Genomic DNA, 17,457 nt, shown 5'->3' with positions numbered 1-17,457 from the left:
TTGGGCCGGGAGTGCAGCCGACAAAAAAAGACTCCAAGACAAGCAACATCAACAAGTGTCGGGTCATCTTTTCTCCATACACATATATTATCAAGATATGGTGTGAAGCGAGAGGCCAAGGCGATAAGTATGTCCAGTTTAAAAATATCTAGGACTCAAGAACATGCACATCCTCACGGGCGAATAGCCCCTTGGAAACAACAGCTTCTTTGGCTGCGCGCACATCGGAAGCAAAAAGAACAACTGCTAAGTCCCGTACGGCTCTGGAACAGCAAACATAAAAGAGCCGCCGCGTTCGACTGAGCACCGAGTCTCTTCCCTCGCCTAAGCTTTCTTGGTCTTTGTCCGACAGAGGTGTGATTCCAAAATACTTCCCGTAGGAAAATAGGTTGTAGTCGCTTTCCTCATCATCCAAGACGACGAGCACCCGCTGAAACTCGGCACCCTTGACGCCTTGCTGGGTGGCAAATGGGGACTGGTCTTCAATGTAGTTGCGATATCCCCACAACTGTGTCGCAGGGCAGGCAAGGAAGCGGTTTACGGTTGCCTGCTCAGGGTCCGCCTCGCCACCGTCGCTTGCGCCCGGAGCGCCTGACAGGAAACGCATAAACCGCTCGTCGAGGGATGTGAGCTTTTGCTCGTGAACGAAAATGAGTACATCCCGGATTGAGATAGCAGACTCGCCACTGAACATCTCGACCAAGCGAGCGACATTCTTCTTGAGCTGAGCAAGCACCTGGGCTGCGTTCTGGCCAAGAATGCGTTCTTTCTCGAGGAGCGGGCAATTGTTACGCAGAGCAGCGATGACATCGAAGTCAGCACCGGCGCGAGCCGCGAGCACAAGGGGGAGAAGATAGGTCATAAACGGACGGAGGACCCACGCAGTTCCGTCCAGCAGGCCGTCTTTCAAATTGGTCGGAGCGTCATCATCATTGAGCGCAGCGTAGAGATCGGCGAAGCCGAGGCGTCGTGCCGCCATGCGATGAACGAGGACGAGGACACGCACATCCCCGTTGACATCATCGCTCTCCCAGAGTGGGTCGGAATTGGCTTCGGCCAGCCAGCGGCGTACATCTTCGAGGCGTTCGCTTCGGCGGGCATCGGCCGGTAGGACGAACAGCCTCGCCGACCCCTGGGCAGTTTCTACTATGTCGTTGCGCTCGATAGTCCGCCCGCGGACTTGCTGAAGGCCGTCATCTTCAGCCCGAATTTGGTTGATCACATGGAGCACACTGCTTGGGCAGCGAAAGTTCTCTTGCTTCTTGATTTCGATCCAACCATTGCTGGCCGCGATCGGCCCTGCTCCAGCCGCGTAGATTTTCTGCATTGGGTCGCCGAAGAAACCTAGGCAGAAGTTGCCGCTGACAGTGTCCGCGATCTGCTTCAGTGCGTTGACAAGGGTTGGGTGCGTGTCTTGGCTCTCGTCAACGAAGACGAAAGGGAATCGTCTGGCGATTAGCGTGCGTAACAACTGCCGGTTGCCGATCAGTGACGGACCGATTTTCAAGACGTCGTCATGTCCAAGGATACCCTCGGTGTAATTGCTGCCCGTGCCGTAAGTGAAGCGCGCGACACGGTCCATCCTCCCTCGTTGGGTTCGATATCGCTCAATCTCGTGAGCGAGTCGGTCGCGCGTATTGGCGCGTGTTCTCGGCTTGGAGATCTTCTCCTCTGCTTCGGCGATTTTCTCGTCGAGCCTGCCCACTACCCACTGGCGCAAATCGTTCTGGAACGGCCGTACTACAGTCCATAGAAAGCTGTGGATCGTCGATACGTGAAACAAAGGTGCGTTCCCTACATCCGACCAGATCTCGCCTACGGCAACTTCGGTATAGGTGATGCATGCGATTTGCTGGCCCCGACGTCGCAACTCGGCGCCCCTGGTCTTCGCGAGATGGTCGAGTGCCTTGATAAGCGAAGTTGTCTTTCCCGAACCGGCACCGGCCACCATCACGAAACTGGCGGGCTGCTGCCCGTCGAGGCAAGCGCGTAATTGCTGGTCGGCTTCAGTATCAGGCTTTCCAATCCGACTCGTCATGTGGCCTCCACTGCACCTGCGACTGTGCCCCCGTCTGCGGCAACGGGTGTGGCTTCCGCAGCAATAGTGACTGGCACGGGAGACGGTATCGGACGAGGCGTGACCTCGTCTTGGAGCCACAGAAGGCCATCTGCGATGTAGGTTGGAACCGCCCAAGTCATAGGATCATGTGTGAGCAGAGCGAGCGCAAAGTCGGTCTTGTTGAAAGAAGAGTGTGTGACTCGCTTGTGCAGTTGTTTGGCTAGTTGCTGCACTGTGAGTGCAGTATTGTTGCGAATTAGCAGTTTGAGGTCAGCGTGCTGCTGGTCTTGGCACCAAGCGAGGTTTTCAAACGCGAACGCTTCTTCCAAGGTCCGGCCGATTAGGACTGCTGTTTTGCCACGCCAAGTGGCCTCGACCCGGGTCTGGTAAGCCACCCGGATTAATGCACGAGCGCTTTCGGTGCGCGGCTGGGTTCGATCTTCCTCAGTCGCTGTTAGGAGGTCGGCGATCGTCCTCCGGCGCGGTAGCCACTGAATAAGGGTTTGGTTGGAGGTCTCGGCGCCGGGTTCGTGCGCCATGCATGATTTGCCGACGCCCGCTTCGTCGCCGTTCATGTCTTCGGAGGGTCCTTCGCCTGCCCCTTCAACTGCGGGATCGGGCGCTCCAACCACGCTGTCTATGTCGGTGATGATGAGTGCGGTGATACCAAGGAACTCGATGAGTGAGCGAAAACGGTGCCCGAACGCTCCACCGATCTCGAGGATACTTAGACAGGCGGATTTGAGTTCTGGCGCTACCTTCTCGATCATCTGCGGGAGAAGGAGGCGCTCGACGTTGCCCTCGACCAGCACCGCGGCATCGGCGAAGAATAGATCGCAATGTGTGAGCTTGAGGTAGCGCTCCAAAAAATCGCGTGTCGAGCTTTCGGTCCTGCTGTAGAAGGCAGAGAGATTCAACACCTCGGATGATTGCGAAACACCAGTAGCACAGCGGCGAAAATAGCGGATCGGCCGAAAGCCCCGCTCGTAGAGAATGTGGGGCGAGTGTGTCGTGACGACGAGTTGGCTTGAATAGTGCGCTCGATCGTCGCCTTCGATCGACAATATGTCGAGCACCTTTCGGATGAAGACCTGCTGCAACTGAGCATGGAGATGTGCTTCTGGCTCCTCAATAAAGATGAGATGGATTGGCGGACGGTTCTCTTCAATGTCCAGCCATTGGGCGTGAAGATCGAGCAGTTCTACGACCATGTAGATGAGGTTCTTGAACCCGAGCCCATTATAGCGGTCTGGAAGGGTCGGCCCTTCATCACCACCCTGCTGATCTCCGAGCGCGTAATGAACCCGTGCTCCGTTGTGGCTGCCCATGAGCGTGGTAGGGTTCAGAGCCGATTTGATGACGAGTCGGGGGTTTGCCAAGCCGGGGTAAGCCAGTTCGCCTAAGCGACGCAGCGTTGGCGCGAATACGCGCGCCAAATGCTCATTGAGCATGGCTTCCGATCCTGTCAGCGCCCGTAGGGTATCGGTGTCGTTCTCACGCTTCTCTAAATTGCGCTCGTAGAAGCGGCTGAGGCGGTGAGACAGATCCTCGGCTCGGCTCCCACCACCACTATCGGACAGGTGTCGCTGTGCGTTGAGAAAGCCGACACGTAGGAGCGAATCCAACACCTCCTTACCGCCACGGCCCTTATCTGGGGTCAACTGTAGTGGCTTGTAATCCGCTGTTTCGACGAACGACGCATCGAAGCGTGCGCGATCGAGCACGTAGTATCGCAGCTCAAATTCGCGCCGAAGATTGTTAGCAAGATACTCGCTTAGGGTGCGTGGCGAGGGATGGTAGTCCACACCACCGTTGCTGCTGAGCCGAGCATTGGCTTGTGCCTTGGCGCGCGCTTCATGGAAACGAGCTACTAGCTCCGCTTCATCCGAGGCCGCAAACTCTATACGAACTCCAACGAAAGACTCTTCCCAACTCAAGCTTGGCAAGAGATCGACGACACGATGGAGGTCGGTAGACTCGACATGAAACCAAATATCGATCGAAATTGCTGGGAGCTTGACGTTTTCGACTTTCTCGCCGAACGCATTGATCTCGGCCCAGCACGCTGCGCTGAAATCATGAATAGAAAAACGTTCCCGCGATGCTCCCATGAAGAGTTGGAGGGCCTGTGCGGTAGATGTTTTCCCGCTGTTGTTGGCGCCAACGAAGATCGAGATATCCGGCGCAAGATCAACCTGGACGTCTCTAAGCCTGCGGAAATTTCTGATCCGCAACGTGTGAATATGCATGCTACCCCCCTCCGGTTGTTTAGGATATCGGGGGGCGTGTACTTGCGCTACTTAGTCGACTCACGTCACCGTGCTCGACCTCACTCGGGCGTCCGTTTGAGCTGTGCGCCATGATCTCCTTCATGGTTCGCGGAGCGGCTTGAGTGGCGTCGGAAGATGCCCGGAGAAGCGTTCGTAAACTCCCCGCCTGTCCACGCACCGCCCACTTCGGGGACAGGGATGTCTCGTTCGAGGGGCGGGACCAGGGCCACGGCGAGGGGCTCGACATGGAGGCGGCGAAGGCGAGCGGCCTCGATTCCGGGCGGATTCTCGAACGCGCCTACGCCAGGTGAGGCAACCCGTTCAACCCCGCCACCCACTGGAGGATGTCCGTGGGCTGATGGGCGATGGAGTCCGGGTTCACTCGCGTGAGGACGTCGAGGGAATCGAGCCCCCACGACACGGACAGCACGCGCAGCTTCGTCTTCCTGCAGGCCACCACGTCCCGCTCTTCATCCCCGACGTAGACCACCTGCTCGGGGGTCAGCCCGTACGTCTTCAGGTACCGGGAGATGACCTTGTCCTTGCCGAACAGGTTGCTGGAGCAGTGGACACGCTGGACCACGGACCCCATGCCGTTCCGGGAGATGAACCGCTGGATGTTCTCGGTCGCGTTGGACGAGATGATGCCGACCGTGAGGCCGTGGCGGTGGAGCGTCTGGAGCACGGACAGCATGCCGTCGAAGGCCAGCACCGAGTCCACGACGTTCCTGTAGCTCCGGGCGACCTCCACCATCAACGAGGGCACCTTGTAGAGCGGGACGCCCATCTTGCTGCATCGCTCCGGGATGGAGAGCCTGCTCAAGACGGGGATGTCCGCCTCGACCATCGGCTTGAACCGGTGCTTCTCCGCCACCTGGTTGTAGATGCCGAGGATCGCCGACTTCGAATTGGCGATGGTGCCGTCGAAGTCGAACACCACGTTGGAGATCATCCCGCGGACCTCAGTGCGCCGGCTTGAACGTCCCGGCCCGGGACGCCGCCGCCTGCTGCACGGCCTGCTCGAAGTCTTCCCGGCTGGTGTAGGTGCTGATGCCGCCCAGCTTGAGGCTGGCCAGCGACACCCCCATCAGCACCACCTTCGAGCCGAACAACACGCTCAGCGAGTTGATCTTCGGCGCGAGCGGGATGGCCCGCTCCGTCATGATGGTCCGCGCCTCGGTGGCGTAGAGCTCCATCTCCTCCCAGTCGTGGAAGACGTCCGTCTTCGTCTGGGTCGAGACGATTCCCTCGATGCTCATCATGGCGAGGTGGGCCAGGTGGGCGTCGTACATCGCTCCCTGGAACCGCGTCACGATGACGTGGGGGGCGGGCTGCCACAGCCGCAGCTCCCCGTTCGGGGTGGTCCAGGTCTTGGTTCCATTCACGACCGAGTGAGCGAGCATGCGGGGCGAGTTACGGCAGCCGACGTCCGGAAGCAAGGACTGACGCTTCCCAGCCGCCGATGTGTGATGGGGTAGGGGTTGCAACGTCGATCATAGGTCATTGGCCCGACGAGTGCTCCCCCCGGTCGAGGAAGAGGTCGTCCCGTGGGATGGGGAGGTTCCGAGCGGAGGAGAGGACGGAGGGGTCCGCCCGGCGCTCCACCGCTTCGAGCAGGCGCAGCAGCCGCTCTCCCGAGTTGTCCAGGGTGTCGCGGGAGAGGCCATGGGCCTCCAGGGCGGAGAACAAGGTGGGCAGGTCCCCCGTATGACGGAGGCCTTGGGCACAGGCACCTCCCGGCCGGGCGCGGAGGATGGCGCTGCTGAAGTCGCTGCCGAGCATGACGGCCTCGGGGCCCGCCTGCCGGGCGTAGTGCAGCCAGTGGGCCACGTCGTCATCGCAGGTTCCCGGTTGGAAACCCTCCCAGCGCTCGGAAAGGGGGACCTCCTGGAAGGGGGAGCGGAAGAGGCCGATGCCGATCAGCCCTCCGCCCTCGGCGATGCGTTGGGCGAGGGGCGTGCTCAGGCAGCGCGTCGCGGCCCAGCCGGCCCCGGTGTGCGAGTAGAGGAGCGGCGCCCCCGCGGGCCCGGCGATGGCGAGCACCTCCTCGATGGTCCGGTCGCTGGCGTGGGCCACGTCGATCAGGATGCCGAGTTGGATCATCCTCCGGACCGCGTCCACGCCGAGCGGCGTCAGGCCTCCGTCCCGTCCGTTGGCGAGGCCGCCCACCACCGCGCCGAACTGGTCATCGGCCGCGTCCGCCAGCGGGTTGTCGACGAAGTGGACGAGGGTGATGGATCTCGCGCCCGCGGCGTAGAGCAGGTCCACGTCCTCCACGCGCTGGATGCCCTCGCCACCCTCGATGGCGGGGATGAGCACGAGCTGTCCGTCCGCGAGCTTCCGCCGCGCCTCCGCGGCACCGTGGGCCAGCACGAAGTCGGGGTTGCGCCGCGTGAAGGCCTCGAGCTCCGTGAGTTGGTGGAGGGCCTCGCCCAGCGCGCTGCGGCCGGGACGGGTGGCGGGAGGAGGCCAGACCGTCGCGAGGATGAGCCGTACTCCCGCCCGCCGCAGCGCCGCCGCGTCCACCTGGTTGACGAAGCGCTCCGCGTGCGAGCCCGCCAGCACGCCATCCCCGGGCTCGCCCTGGAAGAGGGGCCCGAGCGCCGCACGCATGGTCACGTGCACGTGGAGATCGGCCCGGAGCACCTCGGGTGCCACCGCGAGAGCCGGTTCCTCTGGAGGTGGCCGCAGACCGGCGCACCCCAGGCTTCCCAGCAACATCAGCGAACAGAGCCACGTCCCCCGGATGGTCATTGTCTCTCCTCTGGCGGTGGATCATGCCGGAGCGACAGGGGGATTGTCGTGTTGCGCATGCTCCCTCTCCCTTTGGGAGAGGGCGGGGGGTGAGGGCCGTCACACGGTGCACGGAGGGGAAGACCCTCACCCTGGCCCTCTCCCAGAGGGAGAGGGGATGCCGGGAGTGCTGAGAATGGGCGCTGCCCGCTGTAGGGTTGACGCTCCATGAGTCACTCTGACGCGGCTGCCTGGCAGCTCCCCTGGCGCGGGCTGGGCCTGAGCAGCAACCTCGACGCGGCGGACCAGCCGCACCCCTACCGGCTGCTCGCCGAGTCTCCCGGCCTCTTCGACTACGTCGAGTACAGCGCCCCCCTGTCGCTCGACGAGACGCGGCGGCATGCCTCGCTCTTCCCCGAGATGTGGGAGCGCCGCGGCGACGTACCCGTGCTCTTCCACCCCGTGCACCTCAACCTCTATGGCCCCGAGCTGGAGCCCGTGAAGGCGCTCCAGGACCTGGACGCGCACGCGCGCGCCGTGGGCAGCGCCTGGGTGGGCAACGACATCGGTTGGTGGCACGCGGGCGGGCAGCCCTTCCCGGGCTACCTCTACTTCACGCCTCCCTTCACCGAGGCTGGCGTCCGCGACAGCGTGGCCCACGCGCTCCACGTCCAGTCGCACCTGTCCGTGCCGCTCGCGCTGGAGAACCCCGCCGCCTTCGCGAAGCGCGGAGAGCTGCACGTGCTGGACTTCCTGGCCCGCGTGCACGCGCGCACCGGCCTGCCTCTGTTGATCGATCTGGGACACCTGCTCAGCTACCAGCTCGCCGCCGGACTGCCCCTGGAGACGGGCCTCGATGGCTTCCCGTTGGACAAGGTCATCGAGATCCACCTGGCCGGTGGCGTCATCACACGGCGCAATGGACGGGGCTACTACGTGGATGATCACACCCAGCCCGTGCGCGAGGAGCTCTTCGGCCTGTTGGAGTCGCTGTTGCCGCGCTGTCCCTCGCTGCGCGCCGTCACCTTCGAGGGAGATGGACACCCGCCCGAGGTGGCCGCCCTCACGCTGCGCCGTCTGCGCAAGCTGGTGCCCGCCGCGCCCCCGAGGCCTCCGCTCGCGCTCACCCCGGTGAAGGAGCCCGCGCCGGCCCTTACCCGCGAGAGCGAGCCGTGGTCCCTCTACGACATCGGCTACGGCGTGAAGGCGGAGACCGGGGGCGACGAGGAGGGAGCCCGGGCGGAGGCGGATTTCCGCCTCGCGGTGGTGGCGGAGACGCTCGACCGGGACTGGCCGGTGTCGCGGCTGCTGCTCGCGGGCACGCGGGAGGGGCTGCGCGCCTTCACGGCCTCCAAGGAGTTCCGCGAGCTCTTCGAGGGCCTGGGCCGTTCACCGGGACATGCCTTCGCGTCCTGGGCGCGGCGCCAGTTGCGCGAGCGTCCGGACGAGGGCGCGGCGGCGGCGGTCACCTTCGAGACGTTCCTGCCCAACGCCTTCATGACGCGGCCCGCGCCGGCGCCCGGCCCGGGGCAGGTGGGGCTGGCCGAGGACGTACGCGTGGGCTCCTTCCCCGTGGACCTCACCGAGCTCGTCTTCGCCGCGAAGTCCCTGCGCCGTCACCTCACGGGGCGGGCGTGGGCGTGCGAGGTGCTGGACGTGAGTGGCCTCGAGTCGCTCGCGCAGGTGGCCCGGCGTCCGGCTCCGGGCCCGTGGACCTTCGTCGTGCGGCGCAGGGGCAGGGGGCTGGAGGTGCTCCCGGTACCGCCTTCGCTGTTGCAGGTGGTGCGCTCGCTCGCGCAGGCGCCCCGGGCGGTGGAGGAACTGCCCGCCCCGGTGCTGGCGGAGGGCAGGGCCCTGGGCGTGTTGCGCCGGGGCTGAGCCACACGAGGCCCGCCCCGGACTTCCACCTCAAGGCGTGGGGCAGGGGCCGCAGTCCTTGCCGCAGTCGTCGGGGGTGTTACCCGTGCCGCACGACTCGGTGTACTGGCAGACGCCGTCGCCGCACTTGAAGACATCCTTCTTGCTCATCCGCGTGGTGATGGGCCGGTAGGTGACGCCGTTGTAGGTGCACGAGGCGTAGAACTCCTTCTGCTCGTCCTTCTCACAGACCTTGTCGCACTTGAGCTGCATGCGGACGATCGGGAGGCAGGGCTGCCGCGTATCCTCCTTCTCGTCCGAGCGGGCACAGGCGCGTGCGGAGCTGTTCTCGTGGTGGAGCATGCGCCCATCGTTGCCGGTGTAGATGCCCTCGCTGTTGAAGAGGTTGCCGAAGAAGCAGGCCTCCCGCTCCGAGAAGTCCTCGAGCTCCTCCTTCGTGAAGGGGATGGCCTCGTTCAGGGCATTGCGCCCCAGGACGGAGATGGGCACCCGGACGCCGAACTTGTTCGTGTGGGCCGCCATGCAGGCGGAGATGAGCTGCTGCTCCTCCAGGGTGGCGGGCGCGCCGTTGGACCAGTCCGGCGCCAGCCCCAGGTTTCCCTGCCAGCTGTAGGTGATGCCAGTGGGCGCGGTGTAGCTGCGCGTCTGCCCGGCGGGGGCGGCGCATTGGACGAGGTACCGCATCACCATGTTTCCCATGGCGGGATCCGACTCGAACCAGGAGGAGAACTCGGCGGTGGACAGCCCGTTGAAGGCCAGGCCATTGAAGGCGAGCCCGTTGAAGGCCAGGCCGTTGAAGGCGAGTCCGTTGAAGGCCAGGCCGTTGGGGGACAGGCCGTTGATCTCGTACATCGTCTGCTGCAGGGCGGCGAGCTCCTGCTGCTCCTCGGGCGGCTCGGCCACGGGGCCGCAGGCGCTCGGAGTACAGAGCAGGAAGATCGCGCTCAGCAGGGCCATGGGGAAGGGAACCGCGGTGGAGTGCTTCTCCAGTGGAGACACGTCGACCATTTCGTGCTGCATGGCATGCCTCTTGTGAGGTGCGAGGTGGGGCCGGGTGAGGGACAGGACACCCGGGGAGCCGGGTGGCTCCACCTCACAAATTGTCGTCCGCTCAGGAATTGGGAAGCCGGGCGAACAGGAAATCCGTGTTTCATCCGGTGAGCGCCGGAGCTTCTGTGGAGTGGCGCTCGCCGCCGTGCCCGGAAAGGCTGGCGAGTGGAGGATTCTGGATGGTGCCTCAGGGGCAGGGGCCGCAGTCCCTGCCGCAGTTGTCGTAGGCCTCACCCGTGCCGCACTTCTCGCTCACCTGACAGGTGCCATCCCCGCACGTGTAGATGTCCGAGCGCAGCATCCGGGTGGTGATGGCCGGGTAGGTGATGCCGTTGTAGGTGCAGGACACGTAGAAGCGCCGCGCGGCATCCAGGGTGCAGAACCTCCCGCAGTCCTGCTCGACGCGCACGAGTGGTGCACAGGGCTGCTTCTCCGTGCCCCCCCTGCTGGACAGGGCGCAGGCGCGAGCGGTGCTTTCCCTGTCGTTGAGCGGGCGCCCGTCGTTACCGGCGTAGATGCCCTCGGCGTTGAAGACGTTGCCGAAGAAGCAGGCCTCCTTTTCCGAGTACAGCCGCAGTTCCCAGTCCGAGGTGGGGATGGCCACGCCCGTGGCGCTCAGGCCCTGCACGGAGATGGAGATGTGGAGCTCGTACTTGTCCACGTGGGCCGCCAGGCAGGCCGAGATGATGCGTTGCTCGGCCAGCGTGGCGGGCGCGCCGCCGCTCCAGTCCGGCGCGAGGCCCAGTCCCCCCGTCCACTGCCAGGTCCGCCCCGTGGTGGCGGACGTATAGGTGCGGCTCACTCCGGCGGGGACGGCGCACCGGACCACGTACTTCATCACCGCCTCGTGGAGCTCCGGGTTCTTCTGGAACCAGGTGTCGAACTCCGCGGTGGTCAATCCCTGGAGGGACAGGCCGTTGAGCGAGAGCCCGTTGAGCGACAACCCATTGAGGGACAGGCCGTTGAGCGACAGGCCATTGGGGGTGTTCAGATCCTTGAGTGCGTGGGTGCTCGGGACGAGCGGCTCGGGCCCGGGTGCTGCTTCCAGTGGTGCACAGCCGCTCGTGGCCAGCAGCAGCACCACGAGCCCCAGTCGACGGACACCTGCGGCGAAAACACGGGTTGGCATGGCTTCCCCCCAACGGTTGCGACGGGTCCGGGCCGGGGCCCGGGGAGCCTCGAAGGCGTGCTCGCGAGGAAGGCGTGCTCCAATTGAAGAATGGGCTTATGGGGGAAAGCAGTAAAGATGATGAACCCGGGTTTCCCAGAGAGGTGTCCGAGGTCCGACAAAGGGTCCGAAAGCGGGAGTTGTCCGGTTTCAGACGCAGCCTTGCGCGTGCCCACCCTGCTGCGGTAGTTGCCGCCTCATGTCGTCACCCCTCGTCGTTGGCATCGCCGGTGGTACCGCCTCTGGCAAGACGACGGTCGCCCGGAAGGTCCGCGAAGCGCTCGCCGACTGCCGCGTGGCCTTCATCGATCAGGATTCGTATTACCGGGATTTGTCGGACCTGACGCTGGCCGAGCGCCGGGAGGTCAACTTCGACCATCCGGACGCCTTCGACACGGACCTGCTCGTGGCGCACCTGCGCGAGCTGAAGGCGGGCCGGCCCATCCAGAAGCCGGTCTACGACTTCGTCACCTCCACCCGGCAGAATCACACCGTGCGCGTGGACCCGGGGGACATGATCCTCATCGAGGGCATCCTCGTGCTGCACATGAAGCAGGTGCGCGACGAGATGAACGTGCGCATCTACGTGGACACCGACGACGACCTGCGCATCCTGCGGCGGCTCGAGCGCGACATCCACGAGCGCGGGCGCGACTTCGATCACGTGGTGAGCCAGTACCTGCGCCACGTGCGCCCCATGCACATGGGCTTCGTCGAGCCCTCCAAGCACCACGCGGACATCATCGTCCCCCACGGCGGCAACAACGACATCGCCATCGGGATGCTCGTGGGCGCGTTGCGCGGCCGGCTGGTCCATCCCCACCTGCAGCGGTAGGACGGTCCGGAGTCCTCAGCTCCGGCGGCGCAGGAAGTCCCGCATGGGGCCATGCAGCCGCCGGGCTTGGGTGAGCAGGCTCGCGTGAGCGCTCGGCGCGGGCAGCTCGTGGTAGTGCGCCCGCACGCCCGCCGCGCTGAGCAGGTGGTACGTGTCACGCACCCGGGATGGCGGTGCCAGCGTGTCCTCCGCCGCCGCCACCATCAGCACCGGCGCCCGCACCTGCGCCAGGCTGTCGGTGACGTCTCCTCCCGCGTAGGCCGTGCACAGCAGCGCCCACGCGTTCGCGTCGAAGCCCTCCGCGAAGGCGTCCGCCTCGGCCTCCTGTGCCTGCTCGCCAGTGGGCCCATTCACCAGCCGCAGGTACTCCAGGTACTGCTTGCGCAGCGTCCGCTTCGGCCCCTGGCCCGGCGCGTACTGGCCCTCGTGGAAGTCCGGATCCAACCGCAGCAGGTGGCGCGTGAGGCCGAGCCGCTCGCGCCAGGCCTCGGGCAGGGTCCGCGCGGCGCCCAGCACCCCCACCGCCGCGGGCAATTCCGGGAAGAGTGCCGCGAGCCGCAGTGCCACCAGCCCCCCGAGCCCCACGCCCACCAGGGCCCGCACGTTCTCCACCTTCATGCCGCGGAGCATCGCCGCCACCGCGCGCGCCATGTCCGTCACCGTCACCGTGGGCAGTGCCGCGCCGTAGGGCAGTCCCGCCCGCGCGTCCACCGTCACCGGCGAGGTCGAGCCAAAGGGGCTGCCGAGCAGGTTCGGCACCACCACGTGCATCGTGGAGGTGTCCAGCGGCCGGCCCTCGCCGATGAGCTCCGTGCCCCAGCCCGAGGGCTGGAAGGCCGCCTGCTCCACGGGCTCGAGAGCACGGTGCGAATGGGTGAGGTCGTGCAGCAGCATCACAACATTGTCGTCGGAGCGCTCACCGTAGGCGGACCAGGCGAGCTGGGCCCCGCCCAGAAGGCCGCCCTCCTCTAGAGGAAGTGCAACCGGTAACGCCACGCTGCCGGTGGTCTGGTACACGCGAAGCAGGTCTCATATCACTACGGCCGTCATTTCCAGAGACAGGAGCATCTCCGCGTGAAGCGTTATTTCGGAGTCATCGTCATCATCGCCGGCGTTCTCATCGGCGGGCTGATGACGTACCGCGCCTCGAGTGCCAAGGCGCTCGCGGCCCAGCGTGAGGCGGAGTTCTCGCGCATCCAGGGTGCGTACCTGGAGCGCGTGGGCTGGATGCGCACCAACCCGGACGAGGCCTCGTACCGGCAGGAGCTCGCGCCCTTCTTCAAGACGTACTTCGAGCAGATCAGCGCGCACCAGAACCGCTTCAAGCTGAGCAAGGACTTCGACGCGTACCTGGTCGAGCTGGAGAAGCGCGGCGAGAAGGAGGATCGCGCCGCGGACCGCAAGGCCTACTACGAGTACACGCGCAAGGTGTTCGACCAGATGCGCGAGGGCCGCTACAAGCCGGAGTGGACGGCCACGGACAAGGGCATGCGCCTGGACGTGGTGAGCTCGGACGTGGTGCCGGTGCTGAACAAGCCGCAGGTGCGGCTGCAGCTGGCGCTCTGGGGCGCGCACCGCGAGGAGCGCACGGACGGCAAGGTGAAGAAGATGGTCACCAGCGCCTCGTTCAAGACCCAGTGGAAGCTCACCGACGAGCGGGGAAAGCTCATCGGCGAGATGACGGGGGAGGATCCGTCGATGAAGATCGACTACCCCGAGCGCTTCATCGCCGAGTTCCCGCCGCAGATGGTGCTGGGCCACTACGACATGGACCTGGTGCCCAACGAGGTGAAGAAGATGGAGATCACCTTCAACGTGAGCTCGCGCGCGGCGTCGGGCGGCGACGCCACGGCCACCTACGTGTGGAAGCTGGACGTGCCCTCCGAGTGGCGGCTGGGCGCGGGCGAGAAGTGGGAAGGCGCCGAGGTCACCGAGCGCTCCGAGGAGGAGATCGATCCCTCGAAGGCGCAGAAGAAGTAGCCGGCGCTGGAGTCCGGGCGGCGCTGCGTCACCCCAGCCGCTCGGACTCCGCGATGAGCTGCCGCATCAGCTCCGCCGCCGGAAGGCCGCGTGAGAGCGCGGCGGCCTGACCCGCCCAGAGCGTCATGAACCGCGGGTCCCCACGGGCCGCCGCGGCGCTTCGCAGCGCACCCGTGGCCGCGTGCTGGAGCGGGAAGGGGAGGAGGGTTCCCTCTTCCCGGAAGGACTCCGACAGCGCGTTGGCGATGCCCCGGGCCGGACGGCCGGACAGCGCTCGGGTGATGACCGTGGAGTCATCCCGAGCCTCCCGGAGCGCGGCCTTGTAGGCGGCGGAGGCGCCCGACTCGGGGCAGGTGAGGAAGGCCGTGCCCAATTGCACGCCGCTCGCCCCGAGCACCCGCGCGGCGGCGATGCCCCGCCCATCCATGATGCCTCCGCTCGCGATGACCGGGACGCGCACGGCATCCGCGATCTGGGGCACCAGGGCCATGGTGCCCACCATCCCCTCCTCGAAGGGCTCGGCGAACGTGCCCCGGTGTCCGCCCGCCTCGCTGCCTTGCGCGACCACGGCGTCGACTCCCGCCTCCTCCAGCAGCTTCGCCTCGCGCACGTTCGTCGCCGTCCCGAGGATCACCACCCCTCGTGCCTTCAGCTGTTCGAGCGCCGCGGCCGGTGGAATCCCCAGCGTGAAGCTGAAGATCGGCGCTCCGCTCTCCACCACGGCGTCCACCTGCTCCTCGAAGGGCGGGAACGGAGAGGTGGGGGGCTTCGGCGGCTCGAGCCCGAGCTCCTGGTGGTAGCGCGTCAGCTCCGCCAGCATCCGGCCCGGGTCCGTCCGGGCGGGCGCGGGCTGGGGTGCGAAGAGGTTGATCTGGTAGGGCCGATCCGTGAGCTCACGCACCCGCCGCGCGAGCTGCACGATGTCCGCGGGCTTCATGTAGGGCGCGCCGATGGAGCCCAGCCCGCCCGCGTTCGATACGGCGGCTACCAGCTCCGCAGTGGTGACGCCCGCCATCGGCGCCTGGATGATGGGGTGCTCGACCCCGAGCCGCGCCGCGAGCTGGCGCCATGCGTGGGTGACGCTCATGACCTGCCTCCAGGCGGGCTCGGGGCCCGCGAAGCGGATGCCTCACGGGGATGGTTGCGCCTGGACCATCATTCGCGCAAGTGAAAGCGCGGCGTGTGTTGATAAGTCTAGCTACTCACGACCGCGAAGTGCGAGACGAGCCGGTAGGCGGAGATCGTGCCGAGCTCGTCCAGGAAGTAGAGGTTGAGCTGGGAGTCGGCCTGGAGCGCCATCAGGCCCGCGCCCGCCCGCACCTCCGCGAGCACGTTGCCGCTGTCCGGATCCACCGCGCGCACGCGCTCGCCCGGCACCAGCACCACCCCGCGCGTGATGATGGGTTGCAGCGCCTTGGAGAGCTGCTCGCCCGCCGCGCCCACGCGCCAGTCCACTTCGCCCTCGTCGCTCACCCGCGTGGCCGCGCCCAGCGCCGAGGTCACCAGCACTCCGCCCGGGAGCCTCGCCAGCGAGAACGGCCCCGGGCCCAGGTGCAGCGCCCGTTGCCACCGCGTCTGGCCGTTCGCATCCAGGCACAGCAGTACGCCTTCGCCCTCCAACTCTCCGGCCACGTACACCCGCTTCCCGCTCGGCAGCGGCGCGGAGGGCAGGGCGAGTGACATCTCGTACGTCCACGCCGCCTCGCCCGTGTGCGCGTCCGACAGCAGCAGGGCGAAGTGCGAGCCCTGTCCCAGGGTGGCCACGAAGCGCCGTCCCCAGGGCACCGGGGGGCCCAGGAAGGGCAGGGAAGCGCTCACCCGGAAGCGCACCTGTCCATCCGACAGATCCATCCCGTACAGGTACCCCGAGTCCGTCGCCAGCAGCGCCCGGTGGGCGTGGATGCTCAGGTGGCTGCGTCTCGTGCGGGGAGGCGTCAGGCGCCACATCTCCCGGCCCGTCATCTCGTTGTAGGCCAGGGCGATCCGGTCATCCGAGAGCGTGAGCAGCAGCCCGTCCTGCCGCAGCAGCTGCGGGCCGATGCGCAGCCCATCGTGGTCGTGCAGCCAGCGCGCACCCGCGCCCCTCCCATGGAAGCCGCAGACGCGCACGGCGCTCGCCGCCAGGCTGTAGCCGTCCGTCGAGGCCGCCACGCCGTGGGTCGCCGCCCGCCGCCAGATCTGCTTGCCCGACTTGCGCTCGAAGGCGCACGCCATCTGCGGTGACGAGTACACCGGCCCCTGGCGTCCCAGCATCAGCCGCCCCTGGTCCGCGTCCGTCAGCTTGCGCTGCACCCACAGGTCATCGAAGCGCAGGCGGCGCAGGCGCCCCGGCACCTTCAACGGGCGCGAGGCCGCCGTCGACTGCGCCATCCGCGCCATCGCCATCCCGCTCTCCTCCGGAGGTTGCACGGCCCCCCGCAGGTGCGAGAGCCCCTCCCGGCAGCGCTCGGCCAGTTCCACCAGGTAGGGGTTTCCCGCGAGGGCCCGCTCCCGCTCGGACATGGCCACCACCAGCGCCTGCCCCAGGTGGTACATGGCCTCCACCAGCGCCTGGCCCGTCAGCGGGACGGTGGCCCCGCCCAGCCGCGCTTCTCCCGCCTTCAGGTCCAGCGTCAGCTCCGGACGCACGCCCGCGGGCTCCAGGCCGAAGCGAGGCTCGCCCAGCTCCACCGCCCGAGCCAGGTCCGCCGCCTGCCGCGTCAGCTCCAGCGCCGTCAGGAAGGGAGGCCCCAGCGCGCGCCACGCCACCGGCCGCTCGGGCAGCGACAGCCACACCTCTCCCGGACACAGCAGCGACGCCAGCTCCGGGCCCTTCTCCTTCGCCGCCCGCCGCAGCACGTCATCCGTGTCCTCCAGCGCGAAGCCGAAACCGGGTACTCCCGGGGGCGCTACCCGCCGGGTGAAGGGCTCGGGACGCCGCTCCTCCCGGAGGTGGGCTGGCTCCTCCAGCTGCCGCAGCGCCCGCTCGAGGGCCTGCTCGGTGGCCCCCGGCAGCCTCCGGGGGGCCACCTTCCGGATGTCCTCCAGGAAACCCTGGCCGGCCACCCGCGCCGCCTCCGCCAGCTCCTCCGCGTCCAGCCGCAATGGCGGGCGCAGCAGCCGGGCCGGCCGCGACAGGCTCGCCACCTGTAGCTCGATGTCCGTTCCTGAACGGCGCAGCACCAGCTCCAGGTGCGCCTCCGTCAGCGACACCTGCGCCAGCCGCCGCCCTCCCGCGTGCAGCTCCGCCACGGCCCCCACCAGCGCCGGCACCGCCTCCACGAGCGGTTCTTCCACCGCTCCCGGCAGCAGATTGACCCCGTCCAGCTCCAGCGAAACGGAATCGTGCGGCGCCTCCGCGGGTTCGCGCTTCCATCGATGTCCGATGCGAAAGCGGATCATCCCTTCCCCATTCGTTGACAAGCCAGAATAGCGATGGCTAGCATCCGCCGCCTATACGGACCTACATTTTTGTAACCGTTCGATTTTGTTGGGGAATTAGCCG

Annotated in this window: 13 protein-coding genes; 3 read left to right on the top strand and 10 right to left on the bottom strand. The window is 66.4% G+C overall.

Annotated features, from left to right (window positions below):
- Positions 1–148: 148 nt before the first annotated feature.
- The 5 genes from BO221_RS22530 to BO221_RS22505 form a co-directional block, all read right to left on the bottom strand.
- The gene (locus BO221_RS22530) at positions 149–2,038 is read right to left on the bottom strand and encodes a UvrD-helicase domain-containing protein (protein WP_073562547.1); all 1,890 of its coding nucleotides are present in this window, start codon (positions 2,036–2,038) and stop codon (positions 149–151) included.
- On the bottom strand, positions 2,035–4,308 hold the full coding sequence (locus BO221_RS22525) for an ATP-dependent endonuclease (protein ID WP_073562546.1): 2,274 nt from the start codon (positions 4,306–4,308) through the stop codon (positions 2,035–2,037). Before BO221_RS22525 ends, BO221_RS22530 begins: the two co-directional genes overlap by 4 nt.
- Before the next feature lie 319 nt (positions 4,309–4,627).
- Positions 4,628–5,281, bottom strand: coding sequence for an HAD hydrolase-like protein (locus BO221_RS22515; RefSeq protein WP_073562544.1), 654 nt, complete (start codon positions 5,279–5,281; stop codon positions 4,628–4,630).
- A 10-nt stretch (positions 5,282–5,291) separates the two neighbouring features.
- A complete protein-coding gene (locus tag BO221_RS22510; RefSeq protein WP_073562543.1) occupies positions 5,292–5,732 on the bottom strand; it encodes a hypothetical protein in 441 nt (146 codons plus the stop codon).
- 97 nt (positions 5,733–5,829) lie between these two features.
- A complete protein-coding gene (locus BO221_RS22505) occupies positions 5,830–7,083 on the bottom strand; it encodes a dipeptidase (RefSeq protein ID WP_073562542.1) in 1,254 nt (417 codons plus the stop codon).
- A gap of 207 nt (positions 7,084–7,290) precedes the next feature.
- On the opposite strand from BO221_RS22505, the gene BO221_RS22500 reads away from it, so the two are divergent.
- The gene (locus BO221_RS22500) at positions 7,291–8,940 is read left to right on the top strand and encodes a DUF692 family multinuclear iron-containing protein (RefSeq protein WP_073562541.1); all 1,650 of its coding nucleotides are present in this window, start codon (positions 7,291–7,293) and stop codon (positions 8,938–8,940) included.
- Positions 8,941–8,970: 30 nt separating this feature from the next.
- On the opposite strand, the gene BO221_RS22495 is transcribed toward BO221_RS22500, so the two are convergent.
- Together BO221_RS22495 and BO221_RS22490 are read right to left on the bottom strand one after the other, a co-directional pair.
- Complete coding sequence (locus tag BO221_RS22495) at positions 8,971–9,960, bottom strand: hypothetical protein (protein WP_143195614.1); 990 nt, start codon at positions 9,958–9,960, stop codon at positions 8,971–8,973.
- Between the two features lie 217 nt (positions 9,961–10,177).
- On the bottom strand, positions 10,178–11,119 hold the full coding sequence (locus BO221_RS22490; protein WP_073562540.1) for a hypothetical protein: 942 nt from the start codon (positions 11,117–11,119) through the stop codon (positions 10,178–10,180).
- 238 nt (positions 11,120–11,357) lie between these two features.
- Here BO221_RS22490 and udk point away from each other — a divergent pair, with 238 nt between their 5' ends.
- Positions 11,358–11,993: a uridine kinase gene (gene udk / locus BO221_RS22485; protein WP_073562539.1), complete on the top strand. Its 636-nt coding sequence runs from the start codon at positions 11,358–11,360 to the stop codon at positions 11,991–11,993.
- Positions 11,994–12,008: 15 nt separating this feature from the next.
- Here the strand turns inward: udk and BO221_RS22480 are convergent, their stop codons facing one another.
- On the bottom strand, positions 12,009–13,010 hold the full coding sequence (locus tag BO221_RS22480; RefSeq protein ID WP_073562538.1) for an alpha/beta fold hydrolase: 1,002 nt from the start codon (positions 13,008–13,010) through the stop codon (positions 12,009–12,011).
- A gap of 57 nt (positions 13,011–13,067) precedes the next feature.
- Between BO221_RS22480 and BO221_RS22475 the strand changes: the two genes are divergently transcribed.
- Positions 13,068–13,973 (top strand): hypothetical protein, encoded by a 906-nt coding sequence (locus tag BO221_RS22475; protein ID WP_073562537.1) that lies wholly within the window; start codon positions 13,068–13,070, stop codon positions 13,971–13,973.
- A gap of 28 nt (positions 13,974–14,001) precedes the next feature.
- On the opposite strand, the gene BO221_RS22470 is transcribed toward BO221_RS22475, so the two are convergent.
- Entirely contained in the window at positions 14,002–15,060 is a 1,059-nt protein-coding gene (locus BO221_RS22470) for a nitronate monooxygenase family protein (RefSeq protein WP_073562536.1), read from the bottom strand.
- A 107-nt stretch (positions 15,061–15,167) separates the two neighbouring features.
- Positions 15,168–17,354 (bottom strand): PQQ-binding-like beta-propeller repeat protein, encoded by a 2,187-nt coding sequence (locus tag BO221_RS22465; RefSeq protein WP_073562535.1) that lies wholly within the window; start codon positions 17,352–17,354, stop codon positions 15,168–15,170.
- Positions 17,355–17,457 lie beyond the last annotated feature (103 nt).

Source organism: Archangium sp. Cb G35 (assembly GCF_001896145.1).
GTDB classification, from domain to species: domain Bacteria; phylum Myxococcota; class Myxococcia; order Myxococcales; family Myxococcaceae; genus Archangium; species Archangium violaceum.
This window is presented reverse-complemented; position numbering and strand designations above follow the sequence as displayed.